This is a genomic window from Variovorax sp. 05T418, assembly GCF_056396385.1.
Map to the genome: position 1 here is coordinate 1 of NZ_JBFTLJ010000016.1, position 18653 is coordinate 18653.

Here is an 18653-nt window from a genome sequence, read left to right on the forward strand (position 1 = left end):
TTTTTTAAGTACCGTCAAACTTTTTTCGCTTTCTTCAGCTTCTTGTCGCACCCCGCAACCTTCGCTACGAGACGCTGAAGCTGCTTCAGCGGAGCCTTCGATTATGCACTGTTTTTTCAAACCGCGTCAACTTCGAAGAAGATTTTTTCGACTTTCATCTTCTTGCTTTCCGCTCCTGGGAGCGGCTGCCTGAAGTGCTTTGCAGCGTTGTCAGCCGAGCCCACGAGTATATGCCAAATTCCGGGTCCTGCAAGACTGCCGTGAACAAAATCGGCGTCGGAGCCTTTCCCTCCGGGGACGGCGCTTCGCGCCGCCCCCGGAGGGAAAGGGAGGCTCCTCCGATAATCCGTGCCACATGGCACTCATCACACTCCTCAACGCCCAACTCGCGTTCGGTCACGTCCCGCTGCTCGATCATGCGGACTTCTCTCTTCTCGAATCGGAGCGTATCGGCCTGATCGGGCGCAATGGTGCCGGCAAGTCTTCGCTGCTCAAGATACTGGGTGGCCTGGAGAAGACGGACGACGGCACGCTCCAACTGCAGCAGAACCTGCGCATCGCGTTCGTTGCCCAGGAACCCCAGCTGGACATGGACGCGGACGTATTCACGGCCGCGAGCCAGGGGCTGGCCCCGGTCATCGCCATACGGGACCTCTATCTTTCTGGTGCAGAGGGCCTGGACCTGGATGCGCTGCAATCCCAGATTGAAGCTTTCGACGCCTGGAACTGGGAGCAGCGCGTGGAAGAAACGCTGCATCGGCTCCACCTGGACCGCAACGCCCGGGTCGGCTCGCTCTCCGGCGGCACCCGCAAGCGGGTCGCGCTGGCCCAGGCGCTGGTCGCCGCGCCGGATGTTCTTCTATTGGACGAACCCACCAACCACCTGGACCTGGACTCCATCGAATGGCTGGAGCAATTGCTGATCGACTTCAAGGGAAGCGTCGTCACCGTCACCCATGACCGCAGCTTCCTCAACCGCGTGGCCACCCGCATCGTGGAGTTGGACCGGGGCAAGCTGAATTCCTACCCGGGCAATTTCGAGCAGTACCTGCTGCAGAAGGAAGAACAGCTCGCCCAGGAAGCGGTCATCAGCGCCAAGGCGGACAAGCTCCTCGCACAGGAAGAAATCTGGATCCGCAAGGGCGTGGAGGCGCGCCGCACCCGCAGCCAGAGCCGCATCAGCCGCCTGGAAGCCCTGCGCGCAAGCCGCGCGGCACGCCGCGAAGTGCAAGGCAGCGTCAACATGGACGTGGCCTCGGGCCAGAGCAGCGGCAAGATCGTGGCCGAGCTCACCGAGGCGACCAAGTCCTTCGGCGAAAAGACCGTGATCCGCAAGTTCACCGGCACCATCCTGCGCGGCGACAAGGTCGGCCTGCTGGGCCCGAACGGGGCGGGCAAGACCACGCTGCTCAAGCTGATCCTGGGCGAGCTCGAGCCCGACAGCGGCAAGATCCGCCGCGGCACCAACCTGCAGGTGGCGTATTTCGACCAGATGCGCGACAAGCTCGACCTGGACGCGACGCTGGAGGACTTCATCAGCCCGGGCAGCGAGTGGATCGAGATCGGCAGCCAGCGCAAGCACGTGAAGAGCTACCTTTCGGACTTTCTCTTCTCCCCCGCGCGTGCCAATTCGCCGGTGCGCTCCCTGAGCGGCGGCGAGCGCAACCGGCTGCTGCTGGCGCGCCTGTTCGCGCGCCCGGCCAACGTGCTGGTGCTCGACGAACCGACCAACGACCTGGACATCGACACGCTGGAACTGCTGGAAGGCCTGCTGCAGGACTACGACGGCACCGTGTTCCTGGTCAGCCACGACCGCACCTTCCTGGACAACGTAGTGACCAGCACGATCGCCTTCGAGGGCGACGGCCACTGGCGCGAATACGAGGGCAGCGTGCAGGACTGGCTGATCCAGTCGAAGCGCGCGCGCGAGATCGCGGAGCAGCGGCAGGCCGCCGGCGCCCCGCCTGCCCCGCCGCCCGCACCGGCTCCCGCCGCCGCCGAACCGGCGCCCGCGCGTCCGGCCGGCGCCGCCCGCAAGAAGCTCAGCTACAAGGAACAGCGCGAACTCGAGGCGCTCCCGGCGCTGATCGAGGCGCTCGAGGCCGAGCAGAAGCGCATCGGCGAAATGCTCGAGCTCGACGGCGGCGCGATCTACGCCAGCGACGCTTCGCGCGCGGCCGAGTTGAGCCAGCGCCACGCCCAGATCGACGACGAACTGCTGGCGGCGCTGGAACGCCAGGAAGAGCTGTCCGCCGGGCGCTAGTTCATTGGTTCTACGACGGGCCGTCCCGCCGTCCCACGCCGCGGCGGCGCCGACTGGGCTATATATGCGGCTTCCAAGCTCCGGGAACGCCGCATGTCTTCCTTCTACGCGCTCTTTGGCCGAAGCATTGCGCTTCTTGTCCTTGTCCTGCAGGGCGCCTGCGCACAACTGCCCGAGCACGTCGACCGGCCGGTCTCGACCGCGCTCGCCTCGCCCAACGGCACCGCGCTGGAGGCCCTGGTGCAGCAGCGGCGCAAGGCCGACGGGGCGCGCTTCGAATCCGGCTTCCTGCTGCTCGCGGGGCCGCCCGCCGCCTACGGCAGTCGGCTCGCGCTGATCGAAGGCGCGCAGAAAACGCTCGACCTGCAGTACTACGCCATCCATGCCGACGCCAGCACCGGCCGGCTGGTGCGGGGACTTCGAGCGGCGGCCGAGCGCGGCGTGCGCGTGCGAATCCTGCTCGACGACCTGCACAGCACCGGGCGCGATGCGCTGGTGCTGGGCCTGGCGTTCGTGCCGAACATCGAGATGCGCCTGTTCAACCCGCTGGCCGGCGCGCGCGGGACTTCGCTGGCGCGCGTCTTCAACTCGATCGGCGATGCCTCGCGGATCCAGCAGCGGATGCACAACAAGCTCTTCCTCGCCGACAACGTGCTCGGCGTCACCGGCGGGCGCAACCTGGGCGACGCCTATTTCGGCAATGCGCTGAAGGGCAACTACATCGACGTCGACATCCTGGCGGCCGGGCCGATCGTGCGGGACCTGTCGCGCAGCTTCGACAGCTACTGGAACAACGAACGCGCCTACCCGGTCCAGTCGCTGGTCAAGCGCAGCGAGCTGGAGGCCATCCGCGAGCGCGCGCAGCAGGCCGACCGGGAACTGGCCGACGAGTCGGCTCGGGCGCAGAACTCGCCGCCGCCGGCCCCCCCGCCGCCCGCGCCCGGAACAGAACCGAAGGACGGCGCCGCCCCGACGCCGGCACAGCTCGCCCGCGCCTGGGACGAAAAGCCGATGGACCTGCGAACCGCCCGTTTCGTCTGGGCGCCCGCGGTGATGCTCGCCGACCAGCCCGGAAAGATCCCGGCCGACAAGGGCGCCGAGAAGACGAGGGCGCCGGGCCTGGTCGTGAGCCAGCCCGGGGACGCCGCCAGCTCGTCGCGGCGCGCGGCGGCGCTCGAAGCCAGCTCCGACCTGGCCGCGGGCAGCGACACGGTGGTCGAAGGCCTGCTGCAGCTGATCGGCCAGGCCCGCAGCGACCTGCTCATCATCTCGCCCTATTTCGTGCCCGGCCCGGACATGATGCAGGCCTTTGCAGCGGCGCGGGGGCGGGGCGTGCGCATCCGCGTGCTGACCAACTCGCTGTCGTCGAACGACGCGCCGGTGGCGCATGTCGGTTACTCCCGCCATCGCGAGGATCTGCTCAAAGTGGGCGTGGAGCTCTACGAGCTGCGCAGCGAGCAGGCCAGCGTCGGCAATGCCTTCGGCTCGTCGGGCAGCGGCGGCAGCCTCGGCGAATCGCGCTCGATGCTGCATTCGAAGGTGCTGGTGATGGACGGCCGGCTGCTGGTGGTCGGCTCGATGAACCTGGACCTGCGCTCGCAGCTGCAGAACACCGAGATCGCGCTGCTCGTGCGAAGCGCCGAGCTCTCGCGCGCGGCCTCCGCCCAGATCGAGCGCGGCATGCGCGAGGGCTCATGGCGGGTCGAGCTGGACGGCGGCTCGCTGGTCTGGCGGGCGCCCGAAGGCAGCGGGCTGAAGGACACCTCCACCGAGCCCGACGCCAGCCTGACCCTGCGCCTGCTGCTGCGGCTGTTCGGTCCGCTGGCGCCGGACCAGCTGCTGTAGGGCGCCGGCGTCAGTGCTTGTGCTGATGGGCCGGCGCGGCGGTGTCGGCTCCTTCGGGCGCGCCCACCGGCAGGTTCAGCTCGAGCGAGCTCTTCTGGCCCTTGGCATCCTCGAAACGCAGCGTCATCGGCACGGTCGAACCCTTGGCCAGCGCCTGCTTCAGGTCCATCATCATCACGTGGTAGCCGCCCGGCTTGAGCTCGACGGTCTGGCCGGCAGGCAGGTCGAGGCCGCCCGGCAGTTCGCGCATCTTCATGGTGTCGCCTTCCATCTTCATCTCGTGCACCTCGGCCACGCCGGCGGCCGGCGTCGTGATGCCGACCAGCCTGGCGCCCGTGGGCGCGGTGAGTTTCATGAAGGCCCCGGTGCCGCTCTGGCCCGGCACCGACTGGCGCACCCAGCCGTCGCGCACGTCGACCGTGGCCACGCCCTGCGCCACCACGTCGAGCCTGGCGGCAGGGCTCTTGAGCCCGGTGGTCGAAGTGCCCGAGGCCGGCACTTCCGCCCAATCGATGCTGCCCACGTCGCAGGTCTGCAGCACCTTGAACCACAGCGGGCCGGGCGTGCCCGGCACCTTGCCGCGCAGCACGAACTCGGCGCGCTCGCCGGCGGGCAGCGCCGCTTGCGGGTTTTCGGCGGTCCAGCGCACTTCGCCGTCGCCGGCGTTCTTCTGCACGTCGAGCTTCCAGCCCTTGCGCGCCTGGGCGTCGCTCAGCAGGAAACCCTTGGGCAGGCGCACGGCCAGGCCGGTAGTGGCCTTGGCGCCTTCGCAGGCATGGCCGACGCGGAAGGCCGCGTTGTAGTCGCTGCCGACGGTGGCGCCGCCGCGCGGCAGCGTGACGTGGGCGCAGGCGGCGGCCGTGCCTGCCAGCAGGGCGCAGGCGGCGGCGGTCTTGAGGATGGTGCGCGGATGGTTCATTGCGGGAACTCCTTGAAAAAGGCGGTTGAAAGGAATCAGAGGTCGAACTTGAGTTCGGCCACGTAGGTGCGTTGCGGATAGGGGTGGAAGGCCCAGTACTTGTTGTTGTTCAGGTTGTCGATGCCTAAGGCGGCGCTCCATTGCCGGTCGATCCGGTAGCGGATGCGCGCGTCGACCACGAAGAACTTCGAGAAGCCCATGTAGGCCGCGCCGTTGCCGTCGCTGTTGTCGAGCGTGCCGTACTGCTTGCCGCTGTAGCGGGCGCCGACGGTGTAGCTCCACCTCGCATCGGGCCGGTAGGTGGCGAGCAGCGTGGCCCGCAGCTTCGGCACGCGCGGCTGCTCGCGGCCGACGCTGGCCGGAAAACCGCTGTTGGCCGCGATCTTCGAGCGCGTCAGCGTGAGGCTGCCGCTCAGGTCCAGCCCCTTCACGCCCACGTCGACCGCGTTCAGCGCCACCTCCAGGCCGCGGGTGCGGATGGCATCGACGTTCTGCACCGTGCTGACCAGATTGGTGAGGGCCTGGCTGTAGAGCGCGTCCTTGGTGTTCTCGAAGAACAGCGTGGTGCGCAGCACGCCGTCGAGCCCCCAGCCCTTCAGGTCGCGCTCGGCGCTGAGCTCCGTCGTCCAGGAGCGCTCCGGCCGCAGGTTCGGATCGGTGTTGACGATGCGGTTGCCGTCGATCGAGCCCTGGTAGAGCTCGCTCACCGTCGGCATGCGCACTGCCCGGCCGGTCGATGCCTTGAGCAGCCAGTCCGGCGTGGCCTGCCAGGCAAGGGCCGCCTTGGGCGAGTCGTAGCTGTTCCTGCGCGGCGCGAAGTCGAGCAGCTTCGTCGCGCTGCCGAGCTGGCCGCCGTAGGCCTCCCAGCGTTCGTGGCGCAGGCCGAGCGTGGTCTTCCAGTCCTTGGCGAAGCGCCAGGTGTCCTGCACGTAGAGCGACTGCAGCCGGGTGTTGCCGTTGAAGCCGGAGAACGGCGACACGGCCGGCCCGGCGATCCAGTCGAGCGTGTTGCCGACGCTGGTGCGCAGGCGGGCGGTGTCCTGCTGGAAGCCGAAGTCGACCACGTGCGCGCCCACGCCCTCGGCCGAGCCGATGGGCCGCCATGTGCCGGCGGCCTTGAAGGTGTGCCAGCCGGAGCCCCCCATGTCGGTGGTGCGGCCCGGTCCGCCGTTGAAGGCGCCGGGCAGCGGCGTGGTCGGCGTGCGCGAGGTGTCGCGCGCATAGTCGAACAGGCTTGCGGACAGCTCCCAGTCGAACACCCCGCCGGTGTGGCTCTTCACCGAGAGGCCATGCATGTAGTGGGTGAGCGCGGTTTCGGTCGGCGCCAGCGCGGCGCTCGGCGCATCGAGGTTGTAGCTCCGCCCGGCGATGTTCACGCGCCCCGAATACACCGGCCCACCGAAGGCATCGCGCAGGTAGGTGTCGACGCTGCCGTGCGTGGTGTTGTTCCAGGCGCCCAGCGTGTAGGTGGCGCGCACCGTGGGCGAGAAATCGTAGGCCAGCTTGAGCTTGGCCTGCTCCTGCGTGGTGTCGTAGATCGTCGAGCCGCCTACCAGCCACCAGGGCTGGTTCGACGGGTTCAGCCCCAGAACCGCCCCGGTGACCGGCGTGCCGGCATTGCCCAGGGTGCCGGCACTCGCGAGCCGGTTGCCGAACACCAGCGCCTGCCCCTTGCTGTGGGTGCGCGAGGCGCTGAGCCACCATGACCAGTCGCCGCTGCGGCTGCCCAGCGAGAGCTCGAGCTGCTGGCCGGCGGGCGAGGAGTGGCTGTTGTACAGGTCGAAGTTGGAGGCGAAGCCGCTGAGCTTGGCGTGCGCTTCGAGCCGGGTGGGCATGCGCGTCACGTAGTCGACCACGGCGCCGACCGAGTTGCCCGGATAGGCCGCCGAGAACGGCCCGTACAGCACGTCGACCCGCTCGATCTCCTCGGGCGAGACCATGCCCCAGCGCGGCGCGTAGGTAGCGCCGTTGCCCAGCGGGTTCGACAGCATGACGCCGTCGGCATACACCATCGAGCGAGCGCTGTTGCCCGTGCCGGAGGCGCGCGTGGCAAGCACCGCATGGTTGAAATCGCCGATGTAGCGCTTGCGCACCACGAGGCTGGGCAGGTACTTGAGCGCGTCTTCGCCGTCGGTGGCGTTGACGGTTTCGGCGATCTGCTCGTGCGTCACGCCCTCGATGGTGGTCGGAATCTGGGTCGGCAGCGAGGTCGGGCGGCCGCCGCTGACCGTGACGGTGCTCAGGGTGCGCGCACCGCTGCCGCCGGATGGATCAGGCGCGTCCTGCGCCCACGCGGGCGCGCCAAGGGGAAATGCCATGGCGATCGCCATGGCGCGGGAATGCTTTTTCACTGGGAACCTGCTCCACGAACTTCAAGCCGGACAGGCCGCATGCACCCGTCGATCGGGCGCACGCAGCTACGGTTTTGACAGCTTCAGGAGAAGGCGGGAGGCCCGCGCGCCGGCAGCGGCGCGGCGGTGGCCGCGGCCAAGCGCGCGGCGGGAATGGACTGGACCACGCGGCCGAGCGGCAGCGGAAGGTCGAAAGCGGCAGCGGACGGCGACGGCGGCGGCGCGCCGGTCAGCACGCACAGCGGGCAGTCCATGTGCGAGGCGCCCATCTCCTGCACGCCGTCTTCGGTGTGGACCACCGCCTTGATCGAACCGGCGCTCGAGCACACCAGTTCGACGGCCTGCGGATGCACGATCGGCGAGGCCACCGCCGCGCCGATCGAGAGCGCGAACCACAGCAGCACCCAGCGGCCGACGAGGCCGAGGAAGCGGGGGTGGTTTCGCAGCAGGTGCATGGCGTTGGCGATTATCGGCGCTGTTTGTTCTTTGGTGCCGGTGCGCGCTGAGCGGACTTGGCATTGCCCGAACTCCGGGTGCCCGAGGCCTTGGCGCCGGAAGCCTTGGCGCCGCGATTGCTCCTGGCCCCTTGCGCGCCGCGGGCGCTCGCCTTGGGCGCGGGTGCGGTCGGCACCGCGGCGGGCGGCTGCGCCACCAGCGGGACCGCCTCCACCTTGAAGCCGCGCGCCGCCAGCAGCGCCGGCAGCCCCTGCGGACCGACCATGTGCAGCGCGCCCACGGCAGCGAACACGCGCTTGCCGCCCGCGTGCATGCGCTCGATGCCGTCGGCCAGGCCCGGGTTGCGGTCGTCCAGCAGGCGCTTCATGAGCCGCTGCTCGGCGGGCGTGTTGAGGCAGTTGCACCACTCGGGGTAGCGGCCGAGCTTGTCCGCGTCGCCGCGTGCCCAGATGTCGGCCAGCTCCTTCATCTGCGCGCGCAACTGGCCCGATTCCAGTTCGCTCAGGGCCGCGTCGATCTGCTCGGCCTCCTCGGCCTCGGAGTCGCCGGTCAGCATCTTCAATTGCGCGGCCGCGCTTTCGAGCGCGAACACCGGCTTGTTGTTGTTGCGTGCGGAGACGGCCAGCGCCTCGTCGGCGCCGAACTCGGGGTACAGGCCGTCGGCGCGCGCCACCAGGCCGGTCAGCGCCATGACCTGCAGGATGGGCTGCAGCCCCGTGGCCTGGCCGGGCGGCACGCAGGCGGCCTCGTTCTGGCGCGCCAGCCGCTGTGCGCGCTCGCCACTGAGCAGCCGCGCGACCACGGCCGGATCGGCCTGCTGCGTCAGGGGCTGCATCGCGACCGGGTCGCGCACGTCGAGTTCCAGTGCCAGCGCGTCGCTTTGCTCCAGCGCCTTCTGCACGGTGGGCCCGGGCCGCACCCACTCGGCGCGCCCGAGATGAATGGTCCCGTAGAGCCAGGAAGTGCGCCCGTCTCGCTCGGCGCGCCACAGCAGGCCGCGGTCGGCCGCGTTCCACTGGCCGACGGCCGCGCCGGGCTTTCCGAGGCTGGCAATGGCAGACGGCGGGCAGGCGGCCTGCGCCGCCAGCGCGAAGACGCAGCAGGCGCCGGCCAGCGCAAGGCGCGGCAGGCGCGAAAGCAGGGACGCACGCGCGGGCGTCTTCGTCTTCAAAAGGGTGTCGCGCCTCGGCGCAACCAGGATCCGGAGTATCCGCAAGGCTTGCTCCACGATGAAAGAAAGTCCGGCATTCTCACAGCACCGCTGCCCATAATCCGGAACATGCAGAGCATCTTCCATCTTGCCTTCCACGTCCGCGATCTCGACGCGGCCCGCCGCTTCTATGGCCAGGTTCTGGGCTGCGCCGAGGGCCGCAGCACCGGCACGTGGGTCGATTTCGACTTCTTCGGCCACCAGATCTCGCTGCACCTGGGCGAACCCTTCGCCACCACGCGCACCGGCCGTGTCGGCGACGCGATGGTGCCGATGCCGCACTTCGGCATCGTGCTCGCGCTGCCCGACTGGCAGGCGCTCGCGAAGCGGCTGAAGGCCGCCGAGATCGAGTTCGTGCTCGAGCCCCAGGTGCGCTTCGAGGGCCAGCCGGGCGAGCAGTGGACCATGTTCTTCTGCGACCCGTTCGGCAATCCGATCGAGGTCAAGGGCTTTCGTTCCCTGGCAGCGCTCTACGACAAATGAACCCTCCGCCCCGAGCCGCCCCGGGCTGGCTCGCAGCCTCTGCGGGCGCCGGCGCAGCCGCATTGCGCGCCGCGGCGGCGGTACTGTGGCTTCTTTTTGCGGCGGGCACCGCCCACGCGGCCATCGATTGCGAGCTCAACGACCGCAAGGCCGATCCGTCCGACGGCAGCAGCACCGCGGGCAAGACGGGGCTGATGCGCTGCAAGGAGCGCGAAACCGGCGAACTCCAGCGCGAGCAGCAGATCCAGAACGGCGTCTTCATGGGCCTGGCGCGCTTCTATGAAAAAGGCAAGCTGGCCAGGGAGCACACGCTCAACGCCAAGGGCCACATCCACGGCCTCGCCCGCGAGTTCGCGCCCAACGGGCAGGTCGTGCGCGAGGCGGTCTACGACGACGGACAGGAGCAGGGCCTGGTGCGCAGCTTCTACCCGGGCGGGCAGCTGCGCCGCGTCACCTTCTATCCAGCCGTCGGCACCGACCGCGCCTTCGTCGAGTTCACCGAACGCGGCCAGATGTCGGCGCTGCGCTGCGGCGAAACGCCCATGCTGGCGCCGGCCGTCGACGACGCCCGGCTGTGCGGGTTCATCAGCGGGCCGTCGCAGGTCGAGCTGTTCGATGCGGGCGGCATCCTGCGCTCGCGGCTGTCGTACCTGTCGGGCAAGCGGGTACGTTCGCAGAGCTTCTACGACAACGGCAAGCCTTCCGTGCAGGACGAGATCGTCGGCAGCCAGCGCACCGAGCGCCAGTTTTCATCCGAAGGCGTGAAGCGCCGCGAAACGGTGTGGCTGCTGGTCGAGCGCAGCGCGGTGCGGCAACGCGAGCAGGAGTTCTCCGAAAAGGGAACGCTGATCCGTGACCAGCGATGGAACCCGGCGGGCGAACCGATCGGCGACGACAGCTACCACCTCAATGGCCGGCCGCGCAGCAAGTCGGTCTACCGCGGAAGCGGCAATGCGCGCACGGTCGAGATTACCGAGTTCTACGAGAGCGGCCAGCGCGCCGCCCACGGCCGCTACCTGGTGGCGGGCCGCGGGCGCCAGGTGCCGGTGGGCACGCACCGGCGCTTCAGCGAAAAGGGCAACCTGCTGGCGGAATCGAGCTTCGATGCCAAGGGCCGCGTGACGCGCGAGCGCAGCTGGGACGAGAACGGCGAACTGCAGCACGACGAGCACGTGCTCGAGGACGGCTCGCGCAAGGCCTACACGCAGTAGCACGGCCCACCCCGGGGCCGCGCGGGCTTCATCAATCCAGCTTGATGCCGGCCTGCTTGATGATCGGGCCCCAGCGTTTCGACTCGGCGCGCGACAGCGCCGCGAACTGCGCCGGTGTGCCCGGCATGGCTTCCATGCCGAAATCGTCGAAGCGCTTCTGCACGGCCGGCGTGCCGAACGCGCGGTTCAGCTCGCTGTTGAGCCTGGCGACCACCGCGGGCGGCAGCCCCGCCGGGCCGAGGATGCCCTGGAACGCGAACACCTCGGTGTTGGGCACGCCCACTTCGGCCAGCGTCGGCACGCTGGGCAGCGTCTTGCTGCGCGCGCCCGAGCCGATGGCCAGCACGCGCACCTTGTTGCCCTGCATGATCGGCAGGCCCGAGGCCAGGTCGAGGAACATGCACGGCACCTGGCCGCCCATCACGTCGGCCATGGCGGGCGCCGCGCCGCGGTAGGGAATGTGGGTGATGAAGGTGCCGGTGCGGGCCTTGAACATTTCCATGGCCAGGTGGTGCGGCGAGCCATTGCCCGGCGAGGCGTAGTTGACCTTGCCCGGATTGGCCTTCGCGTAGGCCAGGAACTCCTTGAAGTTCTTGGCCGGAAAGTCGGGATGCACCACCAGCGCGAGCGGGAACTTGCCGATCGCGCCGATGTAGGTGAAGTCCTTCTCCGGATTGAACGGCAGCTTGCTGAACAGGTGCTCGTTGAAGGCCAGCACGGCGTTGTCCGCCGAGAGGATGGTGTAGCCGTCGGGCTTGCTCTTGGCGACGAGGTCGGCGCCGATGTTGGTCGAGGCGCCGGGGCGGTTGTCGACCACGATCTGCTGGCCCAGCGTCTGGCGCATGGCCTCGGCCAGCACGCGTGCGATCACGTCGGTGCCGCCGCCAGCCGGATAGGGCACCACCCACTTGATGAGTTGCGCCGGGTAGTCCTGGGCGCGGGCAAAGGGCGCGGCGGTTACGGCGGCGCCGGAGGCGAGCGTGGCGAGAAGGGTGCGGCGATCCATGGATCAGTCTCCTTTTTGTATTGGTTCGGTTGCGGACAGCGATGGTACGGGCAGCGCGTGCAGTGCGTCGGCCAGCGCGGCGCGGCAGCGCGCCTCGTCGCCGACCTGCTCGAACAGCAGCAGCGCGAGGCGGGCCAGGAACAGCGATTCGCGTTCGGCGCCGGCCTCGGTGATGGCGCGCGCGCACTCTGCATAGAGCCGGTCGCGCGCGTCGGATGGAAGCGGTGTGGTCATCTGGCAATCTCCGTGGAAGCGGCGGCTGCAGCGCGGGCCAATGCGGCCTGCAATGCGCCGCGGGGCAAGCGCCGCCAGCGCGCGGCCACATGGCCGTCGGGGCGCAGCAGGTAGACGGCACCATCGCGCGCGCCCAGCGCCTCGAACACGTCAGGGCCGACGTGCGCGTCGGCGCCTGCGATGCCCGGGCCTGCAATGGTGCGCACCGCGAACGGCAGCGCGCCGCCAAGCGCCTGTGCCAGTTCATCGTCCGGCAGCGGCACGGCATCGGCGCCCGGCCGGAGCACCAGCAGCGTGAAGACCGGCCCGATCCAGTCGGTCAGGTGGCCTTGCTCGAGCTGCTGCTCGGCCATGACCTCTCCAGGCAATGGCCCCGCAGGCAGCGCATCGCCTTCGCTCGACAGCGCCGAATCCGCGTAGCGCACGGCCTGGGTCTGGCGCGGGTTGATCAGCTGCGCAATGCCGCGGTGCACCTGCGACAGCGAAAGCGCGGCCTCGCGCAGCAGGTCGAAGCCGCGCGACGGCGGCGACATGAACTCGGTGCTGCGCATCGCGTTCTCGGCATTGACGTGAAAGGCCGCGATGCGCTCCTGCGAGTACGAATCGAGCAGCGACGCGTCCGACAGGCCGCGCGCCACGAAGGCCAGCTTCCAGGCCAGGTTGTCCGCATCGTCGAAGCCCGAGTTGAGGCCGCGCACGCCGAAGATCGGCATCGCATGCGCGGCATTGCCCGCGAACAGCACGCGGCCGTGGCGGTAGCTGTCGAGCGTCATCGCACCCGCGCGGTAGACCGAGGTCCAGACCGTCTTCCATGGCAGGTGGCCTTCGCCGATGGCGTTGAGGTGGCGCTGCACGAATTCGGCCACGGCCGCCGGCTTCAACGCGTCCTCGGTGCCCTGGCCCGCGCGCAGCTGGTAGTCGATGCGCCAGATGTCGTCAGGCTGGCGGTGCATCAGCACGGTCGAGCCCGGGTTCCACGGCGGGTCGAACCAGGCGCGGCGCTCGGTGGGGTGCGTGCTGTGCAGCTCGATGTCGATGATCACGTAGCGGCCCTCGTAGCCCGTGCCCTCGAGCGCGAGCCCGAGCGCCTTGCGCACGAAGCTCTGGCCGCCATCGCAGGCGGCAAGCCACTGGCCGCGCAGCCGGTAGGCGCCCTCGGGGTTGCGCACGTCCAGCGTCACGCCCTCGTCGTCCTGCGCGAGGCCGGTGAGCTCGGTGCCCCATCGGATGTCGACGAGCCCCGGCGACGCCTCGTTGCGGCGGAGGATCTCGTCCAGCAGGTACTGCTCGATGTAGTACTGCTCCAGGTTGATCATCGGCGGCAGCTTCTGGCGCTCGTCATGCGGCATCTCGAAGCGGAACACCTCGGCCGTCTTGTAGAAGCTGCGCCCGCCGGTCCACGGCAGGCCCTTGGCCATGAAGGCCGGCAGCACATGGAGCCGCTCCATGATCTCCAGGCTGCGGCGCGAGATGCAGGCCGCGCGGCTGCCCACGCACACCGTGTCGTCGGCCTCGAGCACCACGCTGCGCACGCCGTGGTTCGCGAGCCCCAGCGCCAGCGCCATGCCGACCGGCCCGCCGCCCGCGATCACCACCGGATGGCGGCCGGGCTCCATGCCGTCGTGCCCGAGCGCCGGCGTGCGCGCCGGGTAGCGCGTGTAGTGAAAGGCGCCGACGGAAGGCGGCAGTTCGGTGGCGCTGGCCGGCGGCGGCACCGGGCCGCTGGCGGCATCGGCAGCCCGTGCGCCGGGCGGCGGCGCGGTGGCCGGAGCGGTGGGGTTCGTCATCATGCAGCGGGATTGTCCCGATGCGCGGCGCTGGCCATTGTCATAACTTCGTACGAAGTAATTACCCTGCCCTACCTGCTCCCCCCATGAGACGCTGGCGCATCCAGCCCGCGGCGGACACCATGCTGTCCGCCGCCCTCGCCGGCGACGTGCTCGCGGGCATCGGCACGCCGCACCTGGCGGCCAGCTGCCTTGCGGCCATGCACCGCGTGATGCCCGTCACCTTCTGCACCGTGTTCGCGGTCGACGCCACCGGCCGCATCGAGGCGGTGTCGGCCGCCAGCAGCTACGGCACCACGGCCGAACGCACGGCCGAGCGCTACGTGGCGCAGCGCTTCGACCTGCTCGATCCCAACATGACCTGGCTGGCGGCGCGCAAGCTGCCCCGGCGCGCGCAGCTCTGGCTGGGCCACCAGCGCGCCGACGAGGTGGCCGACCCGGCCTACCGCGCGGCCTGCTACGGCGACGTGGGCATCCGCGAGCGCGCGTCGGTGCTGCGCCTGACGCCCACCGGCCAGCGCGTGGCCGTGAGCTTCTACCGGAGCCTCGCGCAGCCCGAATTCGGCGCCGCCGACTTCGCGGCCATCGAGCGCCACGCCACGCTCCTGGCCGACGCCACGCTGGCCCATGGCCGCAGCGCCATGGCCGCCCGCGAAGCGGTGGCGCCCACGCTCGCCTCGCGCCTTCTCACCCTGAGCCTGCGCGAGCGCGAAGTCATCGGCCACCTGATGGCCGGCCGCACAGCCAAGGAAGCGGCGCGCGAAATCGGCATCGAACTGACGACGGTGCGCACCCACCAGTACCGGGCGTTCCGGCGGCTGGGGATACGCAGCCAGAAGGAGCTGCTGCGCGCCGCGCCGCGCTAGTCAGCCTTCGGCGCCGTCGTCGTCCTGCGGGTTCGCCAGCGACACCGGCGCCACCTTCGCCCGCCCCGCCGCCGACACGATTTCCTGGTCGATCGCGCCGAACAGCGAGCGGCCATCGAGCCCCTTCATCTCGATGCGGATGGTGTCGCCGAACTTCATGAATTCGGTCACGGGCTCGCCGCCCTGGATGGTTTCGATGCAGCGCTTCTCGGCAATGCACGAATAGCCCTTGGGCCAGTCCATCTGGCCGTTCTTTTCCACGCCCTTGTTGCTCACGGTGCCGCTGCCGACGATGCTGCCGGCGCGCACGTTGCGCGTCTTGGCGATGTGGGCGATGAGCTGGCCGAAATGGAAGGTCATCTCGGGCCCGGCGTCGCACATGCCGACCTTGCGGCCGTTCCAGCTGCTTTGCAGCGTGAGGTGCACGCGGCCGTGCTGCCAAGCTTCGCCGATCTCGTCGAGCGTCACGGCCACGGGGCTGAAGGCGGTGGCCGGCTTGCTCTGGAAGAAGCCGAAGCCCTTGGCCAGCTCGGCAGGGATCAGGTTGCGCAAGCTCACGTCGTTGGCCAGCATCACCAGGCGGATGCCGTCGAGCGCCTGGTCGGGCGTGGCGCCCATCTTCACGTCGCCGGTGATCACCGCGATCTCGGCCTCGAAGTCGATGCCCATGGCTTCGCTGGGCACGACCACGTCGTCGACCGGGCCGAGGAAGTCGTCGCTGCCGCCCTGGTACATCAGCGGGTCGGTGTAGAAGCTCTCGGGCACCTCGGCATTGCGCGCCTTGCGCACCAGCTCGACGTGGTTCAGGTAGGCCGAACCGTCGGCCCACTGGTAGGCGCGCGGCAGCGGCGCCATGCACTGGGCGGGGTCGAACGGGAAGGAATGGCGTGCGCGGCCGGTGTTGACCGCGTCGTACAGGTCCTGCAGCTGCGGGCTCATGAAGCCCCAGTCGTCCAGCACCTGCTGCAGCCGGCTGGCGATGCCAGTGGCGTAGTGGGCGAGCGTGAGGTCGCGCGAGACGACGACGAGCTGGCCGTCGCGCGAGCCGTCCTTCAGGGTGGCGAGTTTCATGATGGCAAATGCGTGATGAAGGACACGGCGCGAACACGAGAGCCGGCGCCGCGCCCACTAAACTGGTTGAACGGGCGGCAGTGTACCGAGGTGCTCCCGGTGAACCTCGGCGCCGGCGCCCACTCCACCACCTCATGCCGACGCTTGTCGCCTCCCAGCTGCCGTCCTCCGCCGCCCCGCCCGCACGCCCGTCATGGCGCGCGCTGGCCGGGCTGACGCTGGCGGTGGCGCTGGCCCACGTGCTGTTGCTGGACCTGGCTCCCACGGCCATCGGGCCCGACCCCTCGCCGCTCGCGAACAAGTTCATCACCCGCACCATCGTGATTGCACCGCCGGCCGCGGAAAAGCCGGCCGCGCCGGCCGCCGCAGCGCCAGTGGCCGAGGCCAAGCCGCCGCCGCCCGCAAAGCCGCGCCGGCCGCGCGAGCCGTCCAGGCCCCGGCCGGTGGCGCCACCATCCGAGCCAGTGCCGCAGCCGGCGCCGGCGCCGGAACCCCAGGTTTCGGAACAGCCCCCGCCGCAAACGCCAGACCTCACGGCGCAGAACGCTATTGATTCAGGAGCGACACCTCCCGACCAGGCAGCCAGCGCCCCGGCAGGCGCCGTGCTGGGCGGGGCGGGCAGCACGGCCAACGCCGGCGTCGGAAACGGCGCGCCCGGCGAGGCTGCGGGCGCCGCCAGCGCCGCGGCAGGCAATGTCGTCGGGCCCGAGGCGCTGCGCATCCCCGGTTCGGTGAAGCTCGCCTTCGCGGTCACGGGCCAGCAGGGCGCCTCGCCGATGCAGGGCGTTTTCGGCGACCTGGTCTGGCTGCAGGACGGCAGCAGCTACGACGCCCGGCTGTCGCTCAAATTCCTGTTCCGGACCATCCGCAGCCAGCACAGCACCGGCCGGATCGGCCCCACCGGCATCGAGCCGGCGCGCTTTTCGGAGAGCCGCAAGGGCGAGGTCGCCTCGCACTTCCTGCGCGACCAGGGCCAGATCATGTTCAGCAACAACGCGCCCAGCGTGCCCCTGCTGCCCGGCGCGCAGGACCGGCTCAGCGTGGTGATGCAGTTGGGCGGCATGCTGGCGGGCGATCCGGGCCGGTATCCGGCCGGCAGCCGCATTTCCATCCAGACCGCCGGGCCGCGCGACGCGGGCGTCTGGGTGTTCAACATCGAGGGCGAGGAGCAGATGAGCGTGCCGGCGGGCGACTACGCCGTGCGCAAGCTCACGCGCAGCCCCCGGCGCGAGTTCGACGACAAGATCGAAATCTGGCTCGCGCCGGCGCTGGGGTACCTACCCGTGCGGATGAAACAGACACAGCCCAACGGCGACTTCGCCGACATGCAGTTGCGTGAATCCCTTCCCGCGGGGCCGTCCAGCTGATAGTACAAATGAGGTAAAGAAACACCGTTGTGACCGCAATGCGACAACCCTTCTTGAAACTGGCGCGTTGATTGCTATCTAAACCCCATGAACGCCATCGACATCCTCACAGGCCCCGCAATGAACATGCTCTATGACTCGGAGTCCTTCGTCGTCGTGCACGTGCAGCCGAACGAAAGCGACGCCCCGGACCAGCCCAATGTCCCGGTGCTGGAACGCCACGGCTTCGAGATCGTCGACAAGCGCTCGGGCAAGGAGGTCTACCTCGACGGTTCCTGGGCCGAACTGTTCCAGCAGCAGATCGCCGCCTGGCAGCTCAACACGCCCACGCAGGAAGAGGTGGAAGACACGCTCGAGGGCTATGCCGAGCTGGCGCACACGCCGGTGCTGGTGCACTGAAAACCCGGGTTCCCCGCCCGCCCGAACAAGAAAGCGCCCGAGCGGCGCTTTTTTTGCGTCTTTTCAGCGCCTGCCGCTCATTTCCGTTGGTAAATCCATCGGTACATCGGCCCCACGAGCAGCAGCACCGCCACCAGCCGGCAGACCTGGAACGCCGTCACCACCGGCACGCCCAGCTGCAGCACCTTGGCGGTGATCGACATCTCGGCAATGCCGCCCGGCGAAGTGCCCAGGATCATGGTGGCGGGGTGCAGCCCCGTCGCCCAGGCCAGCAGCCAGGCGGCCCCCGCGCACAGCACCAGCATGCCGACGGTGCCCAGCGCCACCGATCCCAGCCAGCGCGGCGCCGTGTGCAGGAATTCGCGGCTGAAGCGCACGCCCAGGCTGACCGCAATCACGAGCTGCGCGGTGTTCGACATCCAGCCGGGCACGGCCGACAGCGGCTGGCCGGCGATGGTGAAACCCATCGCCACCAGCAGCGGCCCCATGAACCAGGGATTGGTGCGGCCCAGCGCCCGCATCGCAAGTCCGCCGGCGGCGGTGGCCAGGGCGAGCAGCAGGAGCCCGCCCGCATTCACTTCGCGCACCGTGGACGGATTGACTTCGAGCCCGTGCAGGCCGCTCCACTGCATTGCGAACGGAATGGCGATGGTCACCACCACCAGCCGCAGGCTGTGCGCCGCGGCCACGAGGTCGGTGCGCGCACCGGCCGATTCGGCCAGCAGCGTCATCTCGGAGGCGCCGCCGATGGCGCCAGCGAAGTAAGTCGTGGCTCTCATGGAACTGGCCGGCACATGCGGCATTCGCCGGGCGTGCAGCCCATGCAGCCAGCGCCCGAACCCCCAGCCGAGCAGCAGGGCCCAGGCGATGGCCAGCGCAATGGCCCACCAAACGCCGGCCACCAGCGCCACCACCTGCGGCGTGAAATAAAGGCCCAGCACCGTGCCGATGGTCCATTGCCCGGCATTGCGCAGCGGCGTGAAGCTGGCCGTGGGCGCACCGGCAATCGACGCCAGCGACACCGCCAGCAGCGGGCCGATCATCCACGGCAGTGGGGTGTGCAGGGCGAGGCAGATTTCGGCCGCGGCGAGCGCGAGCAACAGCGTGGCCAGCACGCGAACCAGAAAGCGGAGAGACACGGGCAGGAAGGGAAGAAGCGGAATTGGATGGCACTGCGTGCGAGCG

16 protein-coding genes are annotated in these 18653 nt (G+C 69.5%); 7 read left to right on the top strand and 9 right to left on the bottom strand.

Translation table 11 applies throughout. The features are described 5' to 3' along the window. Positions 1 to 355 precede the first annotated feature (355 nt). Both AC1DMS_RS25655 and AC1DMS_RS25660 read left to right on the top strand, forming a co-directional pair. The gene (locus tag AC1DMS_RS25655) at positions 356 to 2263 is read left to right on the top strand and encodes an ATP-binding cassette domain-containing protein (protein WP_018907346.1); all 1908 of its coding nucleotides are present in this window, start codon (positions 356 to 358) and stop codon (positions 2261 to 2263) included. A 93-nt stretch (positions 2264 to 2356) separates the two neighbouring features. Beyond that, positions 2357 to 4108: a phospholipase D family protein gene (locus tag AC1DMS_RS25660; protein WP_015867533.1), complete on the top strand. Its 1752-nt coding sequence runs from the start codon at positions 2357 to 2359 to the stop codon at positions 4106 to 4108. 10 nt (positions 4109 to 4118) lie between these two features. On the opposite strand, the gene AC1DMS_RS25665 is transcribed toward AC1DMS_RS25660, so the two are convergent. From AC1DMS_RS25665 to AC1DMS_RS25680, 4 genes are all read right to left on the bottom strand, one after another. Continuing rightward, positions 4119 to 5027 (bottom strand): copper chaperone PCu(A)C domain-containing protein, encoded by a 909-nt coding sequence (locus AC1DMS_RS25665; RefSeq protein WP_015867534.1) that lies wholly within the window; start codon positions 5025 to 5027, stop codon positions 4119 to 4121. Positions 5028 to 5062: 35 nt separating this feature from the next. Beyond that, positions 5063 to 7345 (bottom strand): TonB-dependent receptor, encoded by a 2283-nt coding sequence (locus tag AC1DMS_RS25670; RefSeq protein WP_015867535.1) that lies wholly within the window; start codon positions 7343 to 7345, stop codon positions 5063 to 5065. A 116-nt stretch (positions 7346 to 7461) separates the two neighbouring features. Then, the gene (locus tag AC1DMS_RS25675; protein ID WP_015867536.1) at positions 7462 to 7833 is read right to left on the bottom strand and encodes a DUF2946 family protein; all 372 of its coding nucleotides are present in this window, start codon (positions 7831 to 7833) and stop codon (positions 7462 to 7464) included. 11 nt (positions 7834 to 7844) lie between these two features. Beyond that, positions 7845 to 9005 carry a TraB/GumN family protein gene (locus AC1DMS_RS25680; protein WP_230537990.1) on the bottom strand — a complete coding sequence of 387 codons (1161 nt, stop codon included), beginning with the start codon at positions 9003 to 9005 and terminating at the stop codon, positions 7845 to 7847. Between the two features lie 108 nt (positions 9006 to 9113). Here AC1DMS_RS25680 and AC1DMS_RS25685 point away from each other — a divergent pair, with 108 nt between their 5' ends. Both AC1DMS_RS25685 and AC1DMS_RS25690 read left to right on the top strand, forming a co-directional pair. Next, a complete protein-coding gene (locus tag AC1DMS_RS25685) occupies positions 9114 to 9527 on the top strand; it encodes a VOC family protein (protein WP_015867538.1) in 414 nt (137 codons plus the stop codon). Continuing rightward, positions 9524 to 10738: a toxin-antitoxin system YwqK family antitoxin gene (locus AC1DMS_RS25690; RefSeq protein WP_018907344.1), complete on the top strand. Its 1215-nt coding sequence runs from the start codon at positions 9524 to 9526 to the stop codon at positions 10736 to 10738. Before AC1DMS_RS25685 ends, AC1DMS_RS25690 begins: the two co-directional genes overlap by 4 nt. A 31-nt stretch (positions 10739 to 10769) precedes the next feature. Here AC1DMS_RS25690 and AC1DMS_RS25695 read toward each other — a convergent pair whose 3' ends face one another. The 3 genes from AC1DMS_RS25695 to AC1DMS_RS25705 are packed head-to-tail and all read right to left on the bottom strand — an operon-like array spanning position 10770 to position 13768. Beyond that, positions 10770 to 11744, bottom strand: coding sequence for a Bug family tripartite tricarboxylate transporter substrate binding protein (locus AC1DMS_RS25695; RefSeq protein ID WP_015867540.1), 975 nt, complete (start codon positions 11742 to 11744; stop codon positions 10770 to 10772). 3 nt (positions 11745 to 11747) lie between these two features. Then, the gene (locus AC1DMS_RS25700; RefSeq protein ID WP_015867541.1) at positions 11748 to 11978 is read right to left on the bottom strand and encodes a hypothetical protein; all 231 of its coding nucleotides are present in this window, start codon (positions 11976 to 11978) and stop codon (positions 11748 to 11750) included. Next, positions 11975 to 13768: an FAD-dependent monooxygenase gene (locus AC1DMS_RS25705; RefSeq protein ID WP_369663675.1), complete on the bottom strand. Its 1794-nt coding sequence runs from the start codon at positions 13766 to 13768 to the stop codon at positions 11975 to 11977. Before AC1DMS_RS25705 ends, AC1DMS_RS25700 begins: the two co-directional genes overlap by 4 nt. A gap of 83 nt (positions 13769 to 13851) precedes the next feature. Here AC1DMS_RS25705 and AC1DMS_RS25710 point away from each other — a divergent pair, with 83 nt between their 5' ends. Beyond that, complete coding sequence (locus AC1DMS_RS25710; protein WP_015867543.1) at positions 13852 to 14631, top strand: LuxR C-terminal-related transcriptional regulator; 780 nt, start codon at positions 13852 to 13854, stop codon at positions 14629 to 14631. On the opposite strand, the gene AC1DMS_RS25715 is transcribed toward AC1DMS_RS25710, so the two are convergent. After that, positions 14632 to 15702 carry a fumarylacetoacetate hydrolase family protein gene (locus AC1DMS_RS25715; protein ID WP_369663676.1) on the bottom strand — a complete coding sequence of 357 codons (1071 nt, stop codon included), beginning with the start codon at positions 15700 to 15702 and terminating at the stop codon, positions 14632 to 14634. 134 nt (positions 15703 to 15836) lie between these two features. On the opposite strand from AC1DMS_RS25715, the gene AC1DMS_RS25720 reads away from it, so the two are divergent. Both AC1DMS_RS25720 and AC1DMS_RS25725 read left to right on the top strand, forming a co-directional pair. Further along, positions 15837 to 17069 carry a DUF3108 domain-containing protein gene (locus tag AC1DMS_RS25720; protein ID WP_369663677.1) on the top strand — a complete coding sequence of 411 codons (1233 nt, stop codon included), beginning with the start codon at positions 15837 to 15839 and terminating at the stop codon, positions 17067 to 17069. 87 nt (positions 17070 to 17156) lie between these two features. Next, positions 17157 to 17468 carry a BTH_I0359 family protein gene (locus AC1DMS_RS25725; RefSeq protein ID WP_018907341.1) on the top strand — a complete coding sequence of 104 codons (312 nt, stop codon included), beginning with the start codon at positions 17157 to 17159 and terminating at the stop codon, positions 17466 to 17468. A gap of 77 nt (positions 17469 to 17545) precedes the next feature. Here AC1DMS_RS25725 and AC1DMS_RS25730 read toward each other — a convergent pair whose 3' ends face one another. Further along, positions 17546 to 18607, bottom strand: coding sequence for an AbrB family transcriptional regulator (locus AC1DMS_RS25730; RefSeq protein WP_369663678.1), 1062 nt, complete (start codon positions 18605 to 18607; stop codon positions 17546 to 17548). Between the last annotated feature and the right edge of the window lie 46 nt (positions 18608 to 18653).

Bases quoted from the DNA above. Each gene is read 5' to 3' on its own strand.
- AC1DMS_RS25655 (WP_018907346.1), top strand. From the start codon at position 356: ATGGCACTCATCACACTCCTCAACGCCCAACTCGCGTTCGGTCACGTC.
- AC1DMS_RS25660 (WP_015867533.1), top strand. From the start codon at position 2,357: ATGTCTTCCTTCTACGCGCTCTTTGGCCGAAGCATTGCGCTTCTTGTC.
- AC1DMS_RS25665 (WP_015867534.1), bottom strand. From the start codon at position 5,027: ATGAACCATCCGCGCACCATCCTCAAGACCGCCGCCGCCTGCGCCCTG.
- AC1DMS_RS25670 (WP_015867535.1), bottom strand. From the start codon at position 7,345: ATGGCATTTCCCCTTGGCGCGCCCGCGTGGGCGCAGGACGCGCCTGAT.
- AC1DMS_RS25675 (WP_015867536.1), bottom strand. From the start codon at position 7,833: ATGCACCTGCTGCGAAACCACCCCCGCTTCCTCGGCCTCGTCGGCCGC.
- AC1DMS_RS25685 (WP_015867538.1), top strand. From the start codon at position 9,114: ATGCAGAGCATCTTCCATCTTGCCTTCCACGTCCGCGATCTCGACGCG.
- AC1DMS_RS25690 (WP_018907344.1), top strand. From the start codon at position 9,524: ATGAACCCTCCGCCCCGAGCCGCCCCGGGCTGGCTCGCAGCCTCTGCG.
- AC1DMS_RS25695 (WP_015867540.1), bottom strand. From the start codon at position 11,744: ATGGATCGCCGCACCCTTCTCGCCACGCTCGCCTCCGGCGCCGCCGTA.
- AC1DMS_RS25700 (WP_015867541.1), bottom strand. From the start codon at position 11,978: ATGACCACACCGCTTCCATCCGACGCGCGCGACCGGCTCTATGCAGAG.
- AC1DMS_RS25705 (WP_369663675.1), bottom strand. From the start codon at position 13,768: ATGATGACGAACCCCACCGCTCCGGCCACCGCGCCGCCGCCCGGCGCA.
- AC1DMS_RS25710 (WP_015867543.1), top strand. From the start codon at position 13,852: ATGAGACGCTGGCGCATCCAGCCCGCGGCGGACACCATGCTGTCCGCC.
- AC1DMS_RS25715 (WP_369663676.1), bottom strand. From the start codon at position 15,702: ATGAAACTCGCCACCCTGAAGGACGGCTCGCGCGACGGCCAGCTCGTC.
- AC1DMS_RS25720 (WP_369663677.1), top strand. From the start codon at position 15,837: ATGCCGACGCTTGTCGCCTCCCAGCTGCCGTCCTCCGCCGCCCCGCCC.
- AC1DMS_RS25725 (WP_018907341.1), top strand. From the start codon at position 17,157: ATGAACGCCATCGACATCCTCACAGGCCCCGCAATGAACATGCTCTAT.